Source organism: Acinetobacter guillouiae CIP 63.46 (assembly GCF_000368145.1).
GTDB classification, from domain to species: domain Bacteria; phylum Pseudomonadota; class Gammaproteobacteria; order Pseudomonadales; family Moraxellaceae; genus Acinetobacter; species Acinetobacter guillouiae.
This window is the reverse complement of record NZ_KB849286.1, coordinates 1-16576: the sequence shown is the minus strand read 5'-3', so window position 1 is coordinate 16576 and position 16576 is coordinate 1. Positions and strand designations below refer to the sequence as shown.

The 16576-nt window shown below is 37.1% G+C and carries 15 protein-coding genes; 13 read left to right on the top strand and 2 right to left on the bottom strand.

What is annotated here, in order from left to right; translation table 11 throughout:
• The first annotated feature begins 199 nt into the window (after positions 1-199).
• From F981_RS18540 to F981_RS18510, 7 genes are all read left to right on the top strand, one after another.
• On the top strand, positions 200-670 hold the full coding sequence (locus tag F981_RS18540; RefSeq protein WP_004724361.1) for a YaiI/YqxD family protein: 471 nt from the start codon (positions 200-202) through the stop codon (positions 668-670).
• A 190-nt stretch (positions 671-860) separates the two neighbouring features.
• Positions 861-1769, top strand: coding sequence for a DMT family transporter (locus F981_RS18535; RefSeq protein ID WP_004724358.1), 909 nt, complete (start codon positions 861-863; stop codon positions 1767-1769).
• Positions 1770-2067: 298 nt separating this feature from the next.
• Positions 2068-3459 (top strand): LLM class flavin-dependent oxidoreductase, encoded by a 1392-nt coding sequence (locus F981_RS18530; protein WP_004724355.1) that lies wholly within the window; start codon positions 2068-2070, stop codon positions 3457-3459.
• 231 nt (positions 3460-3690) lie between these two features.
• Entirely contained in the window at positions 3691-4941 is a 1251-nt protein-coding gene (locus F981_RS18525; RefSeq protein ID WP_004724354.1) for an SfnB family sulfur acquisition oxidoreductase, read from the top strand.
• 32 nt (positions 4942-4973) lie between these two features.
• The gene (locus tag F981_RS18520; protein ID WP_004724352.1) at positions 4974-6230 is read left to right on the top strand and encodes an acyl-CoA dehydrogenase family protein; all 1257 of its coding nucleotides are present in this window, start codon (positions 4974-4976) and stop codon (positions 6228-6230) included.
• Between the two features lie 182 nt (positions 6231-6412).
• On the top strand, positions 6413-7240 hold the full coding sequence (locus tag F981_RS18515) for an SDR family oxidoreductase (RefSeq protein WP_004724351.1): 828 nt from the start codon (positions 6413-6415) through the stop codon (positions 7238-7240).
• Positions 7241-7385: 145 nt separating this feature from the next.
• On the top strand, positions 7386-8336 hold the full coding sequence (locus F981_RS18510; protein ID WP_004724349.1) for a LysR family transcriptional regulator: 951 nt from the start codon (positions 7386-7388) through the stop codon (positions 8334-8336).
• A 46-nt stretch (positions 8337-8382) separates the two neighbouring features.
• Here F981_RS18510 and F981_RS18505 read toward each other — a convergent pair whose 3' ends face one another.
• Together F981_RS18505 and cysS are read right to left on the bottom strand one after the other, a co-directional pair.
• Positions 8383-9003: a TetR/AcrR family transcriptional regulator gene (locus tag F981_RS18505; RefSeq protein ID WP_004724347.1), complete on the bottom strand. Its 621-nt coding sequence runs from the start codon at positions 9001-9003 to the stop codon at positions 8383-8385.
• A gap of 323 nt (positions 9004-9326) precedes the next feature.
• Entirely contained in the window at positions 9327-10748 is a 1422-nt protein-coding gene (gene cysS / locus F981_RS18500) for a cysteine--tRNA ligase (RefSeq protein ID WP_004724345.1), read from the bottom strand.
• A 198-nt stretch (positions 10749-10946) separates the two neighbouring features.
• Here cysS and F981_RS18495 point away from each other — a divergent pair, with 198 nt between their 5' ends.
• The 6 genes from F981_RS18495 to F981_RS18470 all read left to right on the top strand — a co-directional run.
• A complete protein-coding gene (locus F981_RS18495; RefSeq protein WP_004724343.1) occupies positions 10947-11939 on the top strand; it encodes a KpsF/GutQ family sugar-phosphate isomerase in 993 nt (330 codons plus the stop codon).
• Between the two features lie 3 nt (positions 11940-11942).
• Complete coding sequence (locus F981_RS18490; RefSeq protein WP_004724342.1) at positions 11943-12482, top strand: KdsC family phosphatase; 540 nt, start codon at positions 11943-11945, stop codon at positions 12480-12482.
• Between the two features lie 39 nt (positions 12483-12521).
• Entirely contained in the window at positions 12522-13067 is a 546-nt protein-coding gene (gene lptC, locus F981_RS18485; protein ID WP_004724340.1) for an LPS export ABC transporter periplasmic protein LptC, read from the top strand.
• 10 nt (positions 13068-13077) lie between these two features.
• A complete protein-coding gene (gene lptA, locus F981_RS18480; protein WP_085944134.1) occupies positions 13078-13620 on the top strand; it encodes a lipopolysaccharide transport periplasmic protein LptA in 543 nt (180 codons plus the stop codon).
• On the top strand, positions 13620-14363 hold the full coding sequence (gene lptB, locus F981_RS18475; protein ID WP_004724336.1) for an LPS export ABC transporter ATP-binding protein: 744 nt from the start codon (positions 13620-13622) through the stop codon (positions 14361-14363). Before lptA ends, lptB begins: the two co-directional genes overlap by 1 nt.
• A gap of 609 nt (positions 14364-14972) precedes the next feature.
• A partial coding sequence (locus tag F981_RS18470) for an Ig-like domain-containing protein (RefSeq protein ID WP_004724334.1) occupies positions 14973-16576 on the top strand: 1604 nt, incomplete at its 3' end.

Here is a 16576-nt window from a genome sequence, read left to right as displayed (position 1 = left end):
TCATAAGAAAAACCAGAATATTAAACTCAATTGCCATAAACCACGCCCTAAATTGTACTTTTAATCACCAAAAGCGAGATGCAAAGTTTGATTGGATCTCGAAGTTGTTAAAGATTTTCGCGATAAATAAAAGAATATGCATAGGACAGCGAAGCGGCATTTTGTTAAAATATTGAAAAATCTTTATCAGAGATGTTGTGTGCTGCCATTTAAACTTTGGGTCGATGCAGATGCTTTACCTAAAATTCTTCGTGAAGTGATCTTACGTGCATCAGACCGTTATCAATTGGAAGTTACTTTTGTTGCAAACCAGCCTGTAGGTATTACGCCGTCTGTACGGATCAACTCAATTCAAGCAATGTCGGGTGCAGATCAAGCTGACCAAGAAATTGTTGATCGTATGGGGGAGCATGATATTGTGATTACTCAGGATATCCCTTTAGCGGCACAGGTTATTGAAAAGGGTGGTGTGGCAATTCATCCACGTGGAGAAGTGTATACTTCAGCCAACGTCAAAGCTCGCTTACATTTACGTGATTTTATGGATACTTTGCGCGGTGCAGGTGTACAAACAGGTGGACCACCACCAATTTCTGAGCGTGATAAACGTGAGTTTTCGAGTAGCTTAGACCAAACCATTCTCAAGCAGAAACGTAAGACTTCGATATAAGTTTAACTCATGCTTTGAATAATCATCTGCGACTGATTTTTTCGACCTTTTGAATGACTCGACCTTGCTTTTCAATAGATCTTCACATTGCTTGATTAAGATTTAAGTGAATTTGCAAAGATTAATGTAGAAATTCTTTTTTAACCCCAGCACATTTTAATTCACATCCAGCAGTCATTTAGGAATCTATATGCCCTCCAAATCCAACCTGATGACGACCTATATTTTATTGGTCTTCATTTGGGCAAGTACGCCTTTGGCAATTGTATGGAGTGTGGCAGATTTACATATGATGTGGGCTTTGGTTTTGCGGTTTTTTATCGCTTTGCCGATTGCTTTAATTCTATTGCTGATTTTAAAGGTTAAATTACCGCGCAATAAAATTGCTTTACGTAGTTATTTAGCAGGCTCATTTAGTCTAATTGGTTCGCAAATTTTTACCTATGCTGCAACCAGTTATTTAAGTTCAGGTATTATTGCTTTGATGTTTGGGTTAGCTCCAATTATGGCAGGGCTCATTGGTCGTTTTGTTTTTGGTCAAAGATTATTGGGGATTCAATGGCTTGGGATGCTGGTTGCTGTTGTTGGCCTCGCCATTATTTGTACCAGTAGCGGGGCAAGTCAACATGTGCATCCTGTTGGAATCTTGTTGATGTTGATGAGTGTATTTACCTATGCTTTTTCGATCTTTTGGGTAAAAAAAGTAAATGCAGATGTTGTTCCGATGGCGCAAGCAACAGGTTCAATCTTGGTTTCTACGCTGGCTGCAATGTGTATTATTCCTTTTATTTGGCAGTATGCACCTACGCATATTCCCGAAACCAAATCATTATTGGCGTTGATTTATACCGTATTGATGGCTTCATTACTGGCGATGTTTTGTTATTTTAAATTGGTGCAAAATATTAAAGCCACAACCTTGTCATTGACGACTGTGATGACCCCAATGATTGCCATGTTTTTAGGCGCGATGCTCAATAATGAAAAACCGACAATGAGTGTGTTTATTGGTGCGGCGGTTTTGATCTTTGGACTAATTTTATACTTTTATAAAGATTTTAAAGCACGTCAATTGCTGGCTAAAAAGATTGAAAATTAGCATCGATTTTTTCTTTTTCCTTTAGGTTTTATGCAGAGTGATTAACCTCAAACTAAGTTTGGATTCATGCTTTTTAAATAAGATGTGTTTTTAATTTTTATACAAAGTTAATCATGATACTTACAGAATGATGAAGGCCAATATGAGTCATTTTAAATAAAGCACTTTTTATAAAATAGTATATTAACTTCACCATTTTAGATAAAACCAATCATGATAATAATTGAAGATATTGAGATAAAAGAATAAAGATAAATAGCATAGGATAAAAATAATAACCAAAATGAGTTGAAGAGAAATGACGAAGCAGATCCGCTTTAACGCCTTTGAAATGAATTGTATTGCCCATCAATCTCCTGGTTTATGGCGTCATCCTTCAGATCGTTCGACAGAATATAAAGATATTGAGTATTGGACTGACCTTGCTAAAATCTTGGAAAAGGGCGTGTTTGATGGCATTTTTATTGCGGATGTACTCGGGATATATGATGTTTACCACCACAGTGCAGAACATGCATTAACAGGTGCAGTACAAGTCCCGGTCAATGATCCTTTGCAAATTGTTCCAGCGATGGCTGCGGTAACACGGCATTTAGGTTTCGGTGTAACTACATCAATATCTTTTGAACATCCTTATCCTTTTGCACGAAGAATCAGTACATTAGATCATCTTACCAAAGGTCGGGTGGGATGGAATATTGTCACCTCCTATTTGGAAAGTGGTTCTAAAAACTTAGGACTAAATACGCAATTAAATCATGATGATCGCTATGACATTGCCGATGAGTATTTAGAAGTGCTATATAAGTTGTGGGAAGGGTCTTGGGAAAGCGATGCTGTTTTAAGAGATAAGCAGGCTGGGATCTTTGTAGATCATACAAAAGTTCATCCTATTTCACATGAGGGGAAATACTTTAAAGTTCCTGGTATTCATATTTGTGAACCTTCGCCACAACGCACGCCTGTACTGTACCAAGCAGGTGCTTCAGCTCGTGGACAAAAATTTGCAAGCCAAAATGCCGAATGTATTTTTATTGCACCACCGTCAAAAATAGCAGCCAAGAAAATTGTTCAAAGTATTCGTGAAAAATTAAAGCAGGAAGGACGAGATCCTTATGCTGTTAAAATTTATACCTTATTGTCAATTGTAACCGATGAAACGGATCAAAAGGCACAGGCGAAATTTAAAGAATATCAGTCTTATGGAAGCTATGATGGTGCATTGACATTGGTGTCTGGTTGGTCTGGTGTGGATTTTTCACAGTATCAACCGCATGATAAAGTTGAGTATATTGAAACCAATGCGATTCAATCGATGTTAGATGCTTATGTCAATGCAGATCCTAAGCGTATTTGGACAATTGAAGAAATTGCCCATTGGAATAGTGTGGGAGGGAATGGTCCTGTATTGGTCGGTTCAGCACAAACGGTTGCAGATGAGTTACAACAATGGGTAGAAGATACCGATGTTGATGGTTTTAATTTAGCCTATATTCTTGCTCATCAAACTTTTATTGATATTGTAGATTTTATTGTACCTGAGTTACAACGTCGTGGTGTTTATCAAACAGAATATCGTCAGAGGACTCTACGAGAAAAACTATTTCAACAAGGTGCTTATTTGCCAGAGAATCATCGAGGCGCACAATATCGTAAAGAGAATACGGATAGATTGGCACAAGCAAGTTAGTCTAAATCCAATTTTAAATATGCATTTTAAATAATTATTTATTGTATATTGATTGAGCTCATTAGTTAGAGCCCAGCCCACATAATGTGGGCTTTTTTATGATTTTAATAGTTATGAATTTTAATGATAAATTTATGATTTTGTTTTGAATAATAAATGCATTTATTCGTATAAATAGTATAAAAAAATAGTGCTAGTTTAAATCTATGCTTATTTAAAAGAGTAACAACAATGACGGATTTAAACCAAAAAAACTTTTCTTCTCAGACAGCGGTTCCTTTGCAATTTTTTGAATTGAATCATGATGCACACGTTATTCAATCGGATGCGGAAGCCATTCAAGTGGCGAAAAATTTGGCCAAAGAGTTTGCCAAAGAAGCATCACAACGTGATTATGAACGTCGTTTGCCGCTTGAGGAGATACAGCTCTATTCACAAAGTGGTTTATGGGGGATTAATATTCCTCAGGCCTTTGGTGGGGCTGAAGTGAAATATCGTACTTTAGCGGAAGTGGTGAAGACCATTTCTAGTGTAGACCCTTCACTTGGACAAATTGCTCAAAATCATTGGGCTTTTATTGAGCATCTCCGTTTAGATGCCAGTCCTGAGCAGCAACAATTTTTCTTTGCTGAAATTTTAAAAGGTCGGCGTCTGGGCAATGCGTTTTCAGAAAAAGGTAGCAAGACCGTTGCTGACTTAGAAACCAAAATACATAAAACAGCCCAAGGTTATGAAATTAATGGTCAAAAATTCTTTGCTACTGGGGCTTTATTGGCACATTGGGTACCTGTCGTAGCAGTTAATGAAGAGGGGCTGCCTGTGGTTGCCTTAACGCCACGAACCAGTACAGGTCTGGAAATTGTTAATGATTGGTCTGGATTTGGACAAAGAACCACAGCGAGTGGAACTGTGTTATTGAAACAAGTTCAAGTCGATGAAAAATATATTGTGCCGATTCACAAAGCCTTTGAAAGACCTACAGCAGCAGGTGCTATTTCTCAATTTATTCAAGCCGCAGTAGATGCGGGTATTGCTCGTGGTGCAATTGATGAAACGATTCAATATGTACGCTTACATTCACGCCCTTGGATTGACTCAGGTTTAGAAAAAGCCAGCGATGATCCGTATACCATTGCAAGTATAGGGGAGTTAAAAATCAAATTACGTGCAGCCGAAGCTGTTTTAGACTTGGCTGGTGATGCAATTGATCAAGCAATCGCCGATCCATCTGAAGAGAATGTTAATCAGGCGGCATTACTGGTCGCAGAAGCCAAGGTATTAACAACTGAAATTGCCATTCTGGCTTCTAATAAATTATTTGAATTATCAGGTACTCGTTCAACATTGTCTGAATTAAATTTAGATCGCCATTGGCGTAATGCACGTACTCATACTTTGCATGATCCTGTACGTTGGAAATTTAATTTAGTCGGTAATTATTATCTCAATAACATTCACTTACCACGCCATGCGTGGAGTTAAGAATAAAAATAACTAACAGATGGAGAGAAAAAATGGGTAACTTAGATATTCAAAATCGTTTTATTGAAGATTTATCAATCTCAGCAGACTATGAGAAGGTTGCATCAAAATATCGTGCAATTTTTGAAAAGATTTCACAAGGTGTCGTTGAGCGAGAGCAACAGCGTATATTGCCGTATGAGCAAATAGACTGGTTAAAACATGCGGGTTTTGGTGCATTACGTGTGCCAGTCAAGTTTGGTGGAGATGGGGTGTCTTTACCTCAGTTATTTCAATTGCTCACTGAACTAGCTCAGGCCGATTCAAATATTGTACAAGCATTGCGGGGGCATTTCGCTTTTGTTGAAGATCGATTAAATGCACATAAGTTTAAGAATCAAGAATTATGGTTTAAACGTTTTGTGCAAGGGGATTTGGTGGGGAATGCATGGACTGAAATTGGTCATGTAAAAATTGGTGATGTGATTACCCGTGTGACTCAAAATAATAATCAATTGTTGGTCAATGGGAAGAAGTACTATTCAACAGGTACAATCTTTGCGGATTGGGTTGATTTATTTGCCTATGATGAACGTATGGATCAGCATGTTATTGCTGCGATTTCTCGACATGCTTCTGGAGTTGAAGTACAGGATGATTGGGATGGTTTCGGTCAAAAAACTACGGGAAGTGGCACCTTAACGTTAAGCAATGTTGCAATCGAAGCAGACCATATTTTGCCTTTTGAGCAACGTTTTAAATATCAGACTGCGTTCTACCAAGTGATTCATTTGGCAACCTTATCAGGGATTGCACAGTCAGCAGTTGCTACATTTATTCATGAAGTACAAAAGCGTGATCGTATTTTTAGTCATGGCAATGCAGATTTAGTACGTAATGATCCACAGATTTTACAAGTGATTGGTAAAGCTTCCGCACAAGCCTATGCAAGTGAAAGTATTACCACTCAAACAGCAGAAGCTTTGCAGCGTGCATATATCAGTCATTTTAGTGAATCCGAAGTAAAAAATATTCAAGCAAATAATGATGCTGAATTAGAAGCGGCACAAGGGCAGGTGGTTATTTCTGATTTAGTCTTGGAGTTAACCAGTAAGTTATTTAATGCGCTTGGCGCATCTGCAAGTACCACCACAAAACAACTTGATCGCTTCTGGCGCAATGCGCGGGTCGTATCTTCACATAATCCAGTCGTATATAAGGAAAAAGTGATTGGTGATTGGGAAGTCAATCGTGAACCATTGCCTTTTGTTTGGCAAATTGGAACAAGTCCAAAAGTTGGCGCTGCATAAAATTTAAATTTTAACCACCTTTAGTTCAAGGCTTGCTTATGCAAGCTTTTGATTTTTATAAAGACTATAAAGAAAAATAATTATTGTACTTATGAGTATACAAAATGGCAGATTTGGTACTATGAGGAGAAAACAAAGTTAAGTAGATTAGTACAGCAAAAAACAAATACAACGAGGAAATCATGTCGCTTAAAGGAAAAACACTTTTTATTACTGGTGCAAGCCGAGGAATAGGGCGAGAGATTGCACTAAAAGCTGCACAAGATGGTGCGAACATTGTGATTGCTGCAAAATCTACACAAGAGCATCCTAAATTAGGAGGCTCGATTTATACTGTTGCTCAAGAAGTTGAGGCGGCAGGTGGTCAAGCTTTAGCACTTCAACTGGATGTGCGTGATCAAGATGCGGTTGCGCTTGCCATGAAACAAGCAGCAGCGCATTTCGGTGGAATTGATATTTTAATTAACAATGCTGGTGCGATTAAACTGTCTGGGGTAGAGACGCTTGATCCAAACCGTTTCGATTTAATGTATCAGATTAATACACGTGCTGTGATGGTATGTAGTCAAGCTGCCTTACCGTACTTAAAAAACAGTGACAATCCACATATTTTAAATCTTTCACCGCCGTTAAACTTGGATGAAAAATGGTTTGCCAGCTATGCACCTTATACCATTACTAAATATGGCATGAGTATGCTGACTTTAGGGATGAATCAAGAGTTTGCCAGTTATGGCGTAAGTGTAAACTCACTATGGCCGAGAACGATTATTGCCACAGCTGCAATTGAGTTTTCTTTAGGCGGTAAGCAATTATTTAGCAGAGCTCGTAAACCGAACATTATGGCAGACGCAGCTTATCGTATTTTAAACAGTGAGAAACGTGCTTTAACAGGACGTTTGTTGATTGATGAAGAAATCCTACGAGAGTCGGGTATTACAGATTTTACTGAATATCGCTATGCTGATTCAGAGGATGAGTTGATGGTTGATTTGTTTGTTAAAGAATAATTGCTGAACGGATCGCGCCAATAATTCGTACCGATTTTAAAATCCTGGTTTGATTGTTTAAAATCGGTACATTAAAACATTGGAAATTTTTATAAAAAAGCAGAATATATAATATTGAATCTAAAAATGAGTGAGATGTAATTTCGTGTATGAGTTAGATTGTAAGTTGCTCAGTATTTTTTACTATATCTACAAGTTTAAAAGTGTTTCTGTTGCCGCAGATCATTTAGCGATGAGCCAACCTACAGTAAGCAATATTCTGAACAAAATTCGTGTTCATTATAACGATCCGTTGTTTTTACGGATTGGTAATGAAATGGTGCCTACAGAATTATCTAAACAACTTTATCCTTTGATCAGTGAAGCACTGAGTAAAGTTGAAATTATTAATAATTTTAGTGTGGATTTTGATGAAACAGCATCACAGCAACAATTTACAGTTGCGATGACGGATGTTTCTCACTTAGTTTTATTGCCTAAAATCTCTCAATATCTCAAAGCACATGCACCACATGTCAAATTAAATGTTCGTGCCATCACCTCTGAAACCAGTTATCAGATGGCAAATGGTGAAATTGATTTGGCGATTGGTTTTTTACCGCAATTAGAAAATGGTTTCTATCAACAAAAATTATTCGAACAATTTTATGTGGTGATTGCATCTAAAGATCATCCACGATTAACTCAACAAAGCATGACCGTTGAGCAGTATTTGAGTGAATCACACATCGATATTGATGCGGGTGTGGGGCATTATCACATCGCCAATGAGCTGTTAAATCTGGATTTAAAACGTAATGTATTGATGCGTATTCCGAGTTATCTGGGTGTTGGCTTAGTGGTGCAAGATACAGATTCGATTGCAACAGTTCCTTATTATTTGAGCGAAGTATTGTTGTCACGAGGAAACTTACAAATTTTTCCAGCACCAATTTCGTTTCCGACTTATTCGATTAAGCAGTATTGGCATATGTCATGTCACCATAAAACTAGCCATCAGTGGTTAAGACATATGTGTTATGAGATTTTTAGTCAGGTGAACTCCATGCCTTTACCCAGTCAGTTATTGGGTCATGCTGATCAGCCTGAAGTTTAGAGGACTTTTAAAACTGAATAGCTTAAGAACAGTTATTCTTTTAACATTAATTCGCTTGATGCTCTGAATCGGTTAGCTTATCAGGTGTCATCAATGCTTGATTGACATAGAGTTTGATTAAGCGTTCACGAGAGCCAATAGACTTTTGATAGTGCGTAGAATTTAACAATAATGATGCGCCATAAGTCACTGTCCAGATATAAGACAAGTAATCACGGATTGACATGCTACTGTTTAAGGCTTTGAGATGTGCTCCAAAAAGATCTTTAATTTCTAAAATACGTCGCTCACGTATGCTATAAAGTTCTTCGAATAAGTCTTTGAGTTTACGTTCATTATTGGTTAAACGCTCTTCAATCACATGCAGTAAAATTGTTCGATTCGAATTTAACATGTTATATAACATGTATTCGGATACATAGATTTTAATATCGTGATGATAGGCTTTAGAAATATCTAACAGTCGTTTTTCATTCAAAATTATCAGTTCAAGATACAGTTGGTTTTTACTTTTAAAATGTTTATAGATCGTTCCTTTTGCGATATCAAGTTCAGCAGCAAGCTCACTTAACGTAATATCCTGATTATTATCAAGCAATAAGGTTTCTGCCATTGCTAAAATTTTCTCTTTGCGAAGAAGAAAATTCTGTTGGCGCACTGAACTCATTCTATTGATCCAAAACCGCTGATGAAGAACTGGACTCAGAGTATATCAGCTATTTTGCTGATTCAATAAAACTATAGTCCATCATATTCAAAAAAATATTTATTTTTTTAATGTATTTAATAGTTTAGCTTTTATATAAGTAAATTAGGAGAGATAAAATTTCAACGAACAATTTATAAAACTAAACTTAAGTATGGTCATACGATGAATATAAAGAAACTGTAAGAGATGTACCGTTTAAAAACATATTTAGACAGCAACGACTTTACAAAAAAACCTGATCATTTGATCAGGTTTTCCTTTTTAATAAAGCTCTTAGAAAATTAATCCGCGCGGCGCCAAATCGTACCTTGACGTGTATCTTCCAGTACTACACCTTGAGCAAGCAAAGACTGACGGATTTCATCTGCACGGGCAAAGTCTTTATTTTTCTTGGCATCAACACGTTGTTGAATGAAATCTTCAATATCAGCCTCGGATAAGCCAAGTGCTTCTTGACCAATGTCTGATTTTAAAAAGTCATCTACATTGTATTGAACCAAGCCAAGGATATTGGTCAAGTGGCGTAAAGTAGAATAATAAAGCGTAGATTGCGCTGCATTCTCTTCTTTAACCGCACGATTTAATTCTTTAATAATTTCGAATAAAACTGCAATTGCTTCAGATGTATTGAAGTCATCACGCATTGCTGAATTAAAGCGCTCGACAAGCGTTTCATCTAACAGGTCTGTGGTTTTATCGCCATAGACTTGTTGATACGCTTTAAATGCATGATAAAAACGAGAAAGTGTAGTTTTTGCTTCTTTTAGTGCAAAGTCCGAGAAGTTTACAGGGCTACGATAGTGTGATGACACAATAAAATAACGAATCACTTCAGGATGAAATTTCTCCATCACATCACGAATGGTAAAGAAGTTGCCTAAAGATTTAGACATTTTTTCACCATCAACATTGATAAAGCCAACATGCATCCAGTAGTTTACATATTGTTCATCTGTTGCTGCTTCTGATTGCGCAATTTCATTTTCATGATGTGGGAATAAAAGATCTGAACCGCCACCATGAATATCGAAATGATTGCCTAAGCAGCAAGTTGACATTGCTGAGCATTCAATATGCCAACCTGGACGGCCATTACCCCAAGGTGAAGCCCATGATGGCTCATTTTCTTTAGCATGTTTCCATAGCACAAAGTCAAATGGATGTTTCTTCTCAACTTCAACATCAACACGTTCAGAAGCGCCAGCTTGCATATCGTCAAGTTTACGTCCTGAAAGTCGGCCATAGTTCTTAAATTTTTCAACTTCAAAATAGACATCGCCATTTGCAGAAGGGTAAGCCGTGCCTTTATTGACAAGGTTACCAATCATATTCTGCATTTGATCGATGTAATCTGTTGCGCGTGGTGCCTCATCAGGTGCTAAGCATCCTAGGTTTTCGGCATCGTCATTCATCGCCTTGATAAAACGATCGGTCAAAGCTGTAATGCTTTCGCTATTTTCATTGGCACGCGCAATAATTTTGTCATCGATATCTGTGATGTTACGAACGTATTTAACATTCCAACCTTGGCTACGTAAAAAACGAATAATGTAGTCAAAAGCAACCATCACCCGAGCATGGCCTATATGACAGTAATCATAAACTGTCATACCGCACACATACATGTCGATATGTCCTTCTTTACGGGGAACAAATTCAACTTTTTTTCGTTGCTCAGAGTTGTAAAGAACAAATGGTTGCATAGGTTTTCTAAAGGCTTCAATAAAATGATGATTAATCTTAACCTAAGCTCCATATTTCATAAAGTTTTATACGTTATTTTTCTAAGAAAATGAAATTTATACATTTAGGAAAGCAGCCTATTGTATTGCTATGCTAAAATAGCAAAAATATTCCATTCGATATTCAAAACTCTTTATTAGAGTTAAGGTTAGCCCATTTTGAATCCTGAAAATAAATCAAATCAAGTTGATTTTCAAAAAGTTGCACTTGAAACTTTACGCATTGAAGAACATGCCATAGAGATTTTAGCGACTCAAATTGATGAACGCTTTACGCGCGCATGTGAAATTATTTTACAATGCCAAGGTCGTTTAGTGATTACGGGTATGGGGAAATCTGGGCATATTGGGCGGAAAATGGCAGCAACTTTCGCATCAACAGGGACACCATCATTCTTTCTGCATCCTGGTGAAGCAGGGCATGGCGATTTGGGTATGTTGGTCAAAGGTGACGTGTTGATTGCAATTTCAAACTCTGGAAAGAGTGATGAGATTATGATGTTGATGCCACTGATTAAGTATTTGGAAGTGCCTTTGATCACCATCAGCGGTGATGACAAAGGACCTATGCCACAAAATGCAGATGTTGCGTTGACACTTGGAAATATCAAAGAAGCATGTCCATTAGGTTTGGCACCAACCTCAAGTACTACTGCAACATTGGTATTGGGCGATGCACTGGCTGTGGCATTATTAGATGCACGTGGTTTTACTGCAGATGATTTTGCAATGTCACATCCTGCGGGTGCATTGGGTAAACGTTTGTTGTTACATGTAAAACATTTGATGCGTACAGGCACTGATTTACCAAAAGTATTTCCTGATACACCAATGAATAAAGTTTTGTACGAAATATCCAATAAGCGTTTAGGTTTAACCACTGTTGTCGATGAAAATGACACCTTATTGGGCATATTTACCGATGGTGATTTACGCCGTTTAATTGATAGACAACAAGGTTTTGATGTGAACTTGCCTGTTTCCGCGGTCATGGTTCAAAACCCTTCAACCATTTCTAAAGAAGCACGTGCAGTTGAAGCTTTAGAAAAAATGAATGAAAAGAAAATTAGTCAATTTATTGTCGTCGATGATGCCAATAAAGTGATTGGTGTAATTAGTATGCATGACCTGATTCAAGCTGGAGTAAATTAATCAATGGCTTCTTATGTTTTACTGGAACAAGCGCGTCATATTGAAGCATTGGTTTTAGATGTAGATGGTATTTTGAGTGATGGTTTTGTGACGTTGACCAATACAGGGGATGAAATTAAATCCTTTGATATTCGTGACGGATTGGGCATGAAACTGGTGCAAAAATCTGGGATTAAAGTCATCATTATCACAGGACGTAAAAGCAATATTGTTGAAAAACGTATGGCTGATCTGGGGGTGGATTTGGTCTTTCAAGGTCGTGAAGACAAAGGGACTGCACTTAAAGAAGCTTGTGCTCAATTCAATTTAGATCCTGAAGACTGTTTATATATGGGCGATGATTGGCCAGATCTTTCTGCCTTTGCAATTGCAGGAATGAAAGTCACTGTACCCAATGGGCATGTTGAAGTGCGTCGTCGAGCAGATTTAGTCACTCAGGCGATGGGTGGGCGTGGAGCTGTGCGTGAAGTCTGTGATATGTTGCTGATGGCAAAAGGCACTTACCAAGAATTACTTGAAAAATATACAGCTATACCGCATTAATAGCGTAAATTCAGATTGATCAAATGTTGAATGTAATTTATGGATACTAAGGTTTTATATGTGACTGCAGTTGTCATCGCGGCAATCAGTGGTGGCTATTACTATTACAGTGGAAAAGGCAAAAAGTTGGATGCGAATTCAGCAAAAAGCATGACGTATACTGCTGAGGGTATCCAGTTGGTTCAAACAGATGAAAAGGGTAATCTTTATGTTCGTGCTCAAGTGGATCGTTTAGAGCAGGATTTACAAAGAAAAACTTCAACATTGAGTAATCTCAATGCTTCGATGTTTCATCAAAATAAAGTAGATTCAACTTTTTTTGCAAAAGAAGCACGAGGATTTAATGACAATGAAAAAGTCGTTTTATCTGGACAAGTTAAAGCGACCAAGATTGGTGAACGAGGGACCATGGAATTTCAAACAGACGAGTTAACGGGTTACCCTAAAATACGTCAGTTTGAAACGACTCACCAAGTGACTGTTAATGCACCTGATGCAGAATTTATTAGTCAGGGTTTAAAAGCTGATTTAAACCAAGGTCAATATGAATTTGCACATATTCGAGGAAAGTATGTACCTAACTAAGCCTTTTTCAATGAAACAATCTTTCCTAATAAAAGCGATCTGCACTGCCGGTTTAATGGGCTTGTCTGCAGTAGCATTTGCATTACCGTCAGATCGTAATCAGCCAATTTCATTGGTTGCAGATAAAGCAACCTATAATGAAGCTGCGGGTGTAACGACATATACCGGTAATGTCATCATTGAGCAAGGTACTATGAAGCTTCAAGCTGCTTCAATTGTGGCTCAATTGAATAAAAATAAGCAAATTAGTACCATTACTGCCACTGGGGGCCCAGCAAAGTTTCAACAACAAGTTGATACGGCTAAGGGTGTTGCTCGTGGAGAAGCGCAAAAAATTATTTATAATGCTGAAACAGGTATTATTAATCTGATTGGTAATGCTTATTTATATCAAGATGGAGCAAGTATTCGCAGTAGTTCATTAAAATATAGTATGAACAAAGGTGATATTGAGGCTTCGGGTAGTTCAAATAGCACAGGTTCAGCGAAAGGACGTGTACAAATTATTATTCCGCCAAATAGCACCAAGTCTTTCCCTGGAGCGCGTGATTAATGACAGCATCGAATCAGCCTCAAGTACTTTGTATCAAACATTTAGCAAAAGTTTATAGTAAACGCTGGGTGGTCAAAGACGTTTCATTTAGTATGCAAAGTGGACAGATTGTGGGTTTGCTTGGGCCGAATGGTGCGGGTAAAACCACCAGCTTCTATATGGTCGTTGGTTTGGTGCGAATGGATAAAGGTGAAATTCATCTTGATAATGAAGATATTTCTGATTTAGCTATGCATCAGCGTGCACGTAAAGGAATTGGTTATCTTCCACAGGAAGCTTCAATTTTCAGGAAGCTAACCATTGCTGAAAATATCATGGCTATCCTTGAAACACGTAAAGATTTAAATAAACAGCAGCGCCAACAACGCCTCAAAGAATTATTGGAAGATTTTAAAATCACCCATATTAAAGATTCTCTTGGAATGAGTGTGTCAGGTGGTGAGCGCCGTCGTGCAGAGATCGCACGCGCACTAGCAGCTGATCCAAAATTTATGCTTTTGGATGAGCCTTTTGCAGGTGTCGATCCAATCTCGGTAGGTGATATTAAAGATATTATTCGCCAGTTAAAAGATCGTGGGATCGGGGTTTTGATTACCGACCATAATGTTCGTGAAACTTTAGCGATTTGTGAGCATGCTTATATTGTGAGTGAAGGTGCTGTGATCGCGGAAGGTACGCCAGAAGAAGTGTTGGCAGATGAAACCGTGCGCCAAGTGTATTTGGGTGATGATTTTACCGTCTAACCACTCAGATTTTTTTTAAAGATGAAGGATCACCTTCATCTTTTTTTTATTTTTTGAGACCCAAATTTTAAAAATTCCAAGTTTGATTCAATATTTTATTAATTATTATTTCATTTAAATTTAATAACATAGTTTTAATGTGATGATCATCACAGATGAAGAAATGTGTTACATGTTTTGTTTAAAATTTAATCTAAACTAAATTCTTAAGTTTCTATAATACCCATAAAATTTAAATGGGAATTTCTTATTTTTAAATGCTATGAGTGGTATGGAGGTAATAGGCTATTTTTTTTTAAATAGGAAAAACTATTAATAAAATTTAAATAAATTTATAAAAGTGATCGTTGAGAATGCTAATAATGAATATAAAGTGATAATTAAATTTAATATCAATAAATTAGCAAAATAAACAAGTAAGATTTTAATTAAATGATAATTGCATCACAATGTAATGGTTTTAAAAAAGTTCAATCATTTAGCTATTGTAGACAAGTACAGTTTTTTATATGTATATGTGATTTTAATATTAAAAATATACACTTATGAAATTTATCTCACTTATTTATCTTTTTTGTATAACAGTAAATTATAAGACGGAAAAATATTATGAAAAACATCACTATTTATGAAAAAGGAACGGGTAAAATTCTTACTCAGGATTTAGTTAATAAACACTACTCAGTGTATAAAGTAAATCTTGATAGCGCAGAAATAGCCAAGATTGTAAAAGTTAATAATAATTTGGAGGTTTATTTACAAAATGGAGAAAAAGTAGTTATCGAAGATTACTTTGTTGGTGAAAAACCGAAAGATTTTACAATAGAAACTTCAGATGGAAAGCATTATTTACTTAACTTTGTTGAGTTTGATGCGAGTGGTGCTGTAACTAAAATTGATTATTTAGGGATTACAGATTTTCAAGAATTTTTAGTTGGTCATCATAGTGCTGTACCTGCATGGGCATGGGTTGCTGGGGCTGCAGGGTTGATTGGTATTGCAGCTGCTGCAGGCGGTGGCGGTGGTTCAAGTCATTCAGGAGGTGGGGATAAAGCAGGACCAAAACTAAACTATGATATTTTAGATAATCAGAAAATTAAAATCACTGCAGATGAAGCAAGTAAAATTACAATAGTCGATGCGAGTGGTAAAACAATTGGGTCAGGACAACTAAATCAAGCTGGTGCGCTTGAAATTAATTTAACAAGACCTTTGGTTGATAATGAAAAAATTACAATTACAGCAACAGATAATGCGGGAAATAAAACAACTGAAACAATAAACGTTGGCGATGTTACAAAACCTGAAGTCGAAATAAAAATAGTAGATAATGACACTATTCAGGTCACTTCAAATGAACCTGGTAGTAAAGTTATAATTAAAAATGCTGCCGGACAAATAATTGCTGAGGGGGTAATTGGTCCTGATGGAAAATTAATAGTTGATTTAACTACCCCTTTAAATGATGGCATTAAAATTATTGTTGATGTTATTGATGCAACAGGGAATCAAACAGAAAAAGTCATTACAGTAGGTGATGTAACCCCGCCTGTTATTACAACAACTATTCAAGATGCGACCCATATTCAAGTTACTTCAAATGAAGCAGGTCAAGTTAAAATCACGGATGGTCATGGTAATGTAATTGGTACGGGTACAATCACTGGTAATAACACAGTTGATAATATTCAGTTAGCACGACCACTTACAGATGGCGAAAAAGTTACAGTCACTGTGACAGATGGTGCTAGTAATTCAAAAGCGATAGAAGTTACAGCCGGTGATGTAACTGCACCGGTGATCACTACAACCATTCAAGACGCAACTCATGTTGAAGTTACTTCAAATGAAACGGGTCAAGTTAAAATCACGGATGGTCATGGTAATGTAATTGGTACAGGTACAATCACTGGTAATAACACGGTTGATAATGTTCAATTAACACGACCACTTACAGACGGTGAAACTATTACGGTCACTGTGACAGATGGTGCAGGTAATCCAAAAACAGTTGAAATTACAGCAGGTGATGTCACAAATCCACAATTTCAATCTGCGCATGTGGATAGTTCAGGAACACAATTAACCCTTACCTATAGTGAAGCACTGGATAGTACTAACTTACCACCATTGAACAGTTTCGTTGTGACCGCAGATGGTCAGGTGGTGGCTGTAACGGGTGTTACGGTGAATGGCTCTACAGTGGTGTTGAG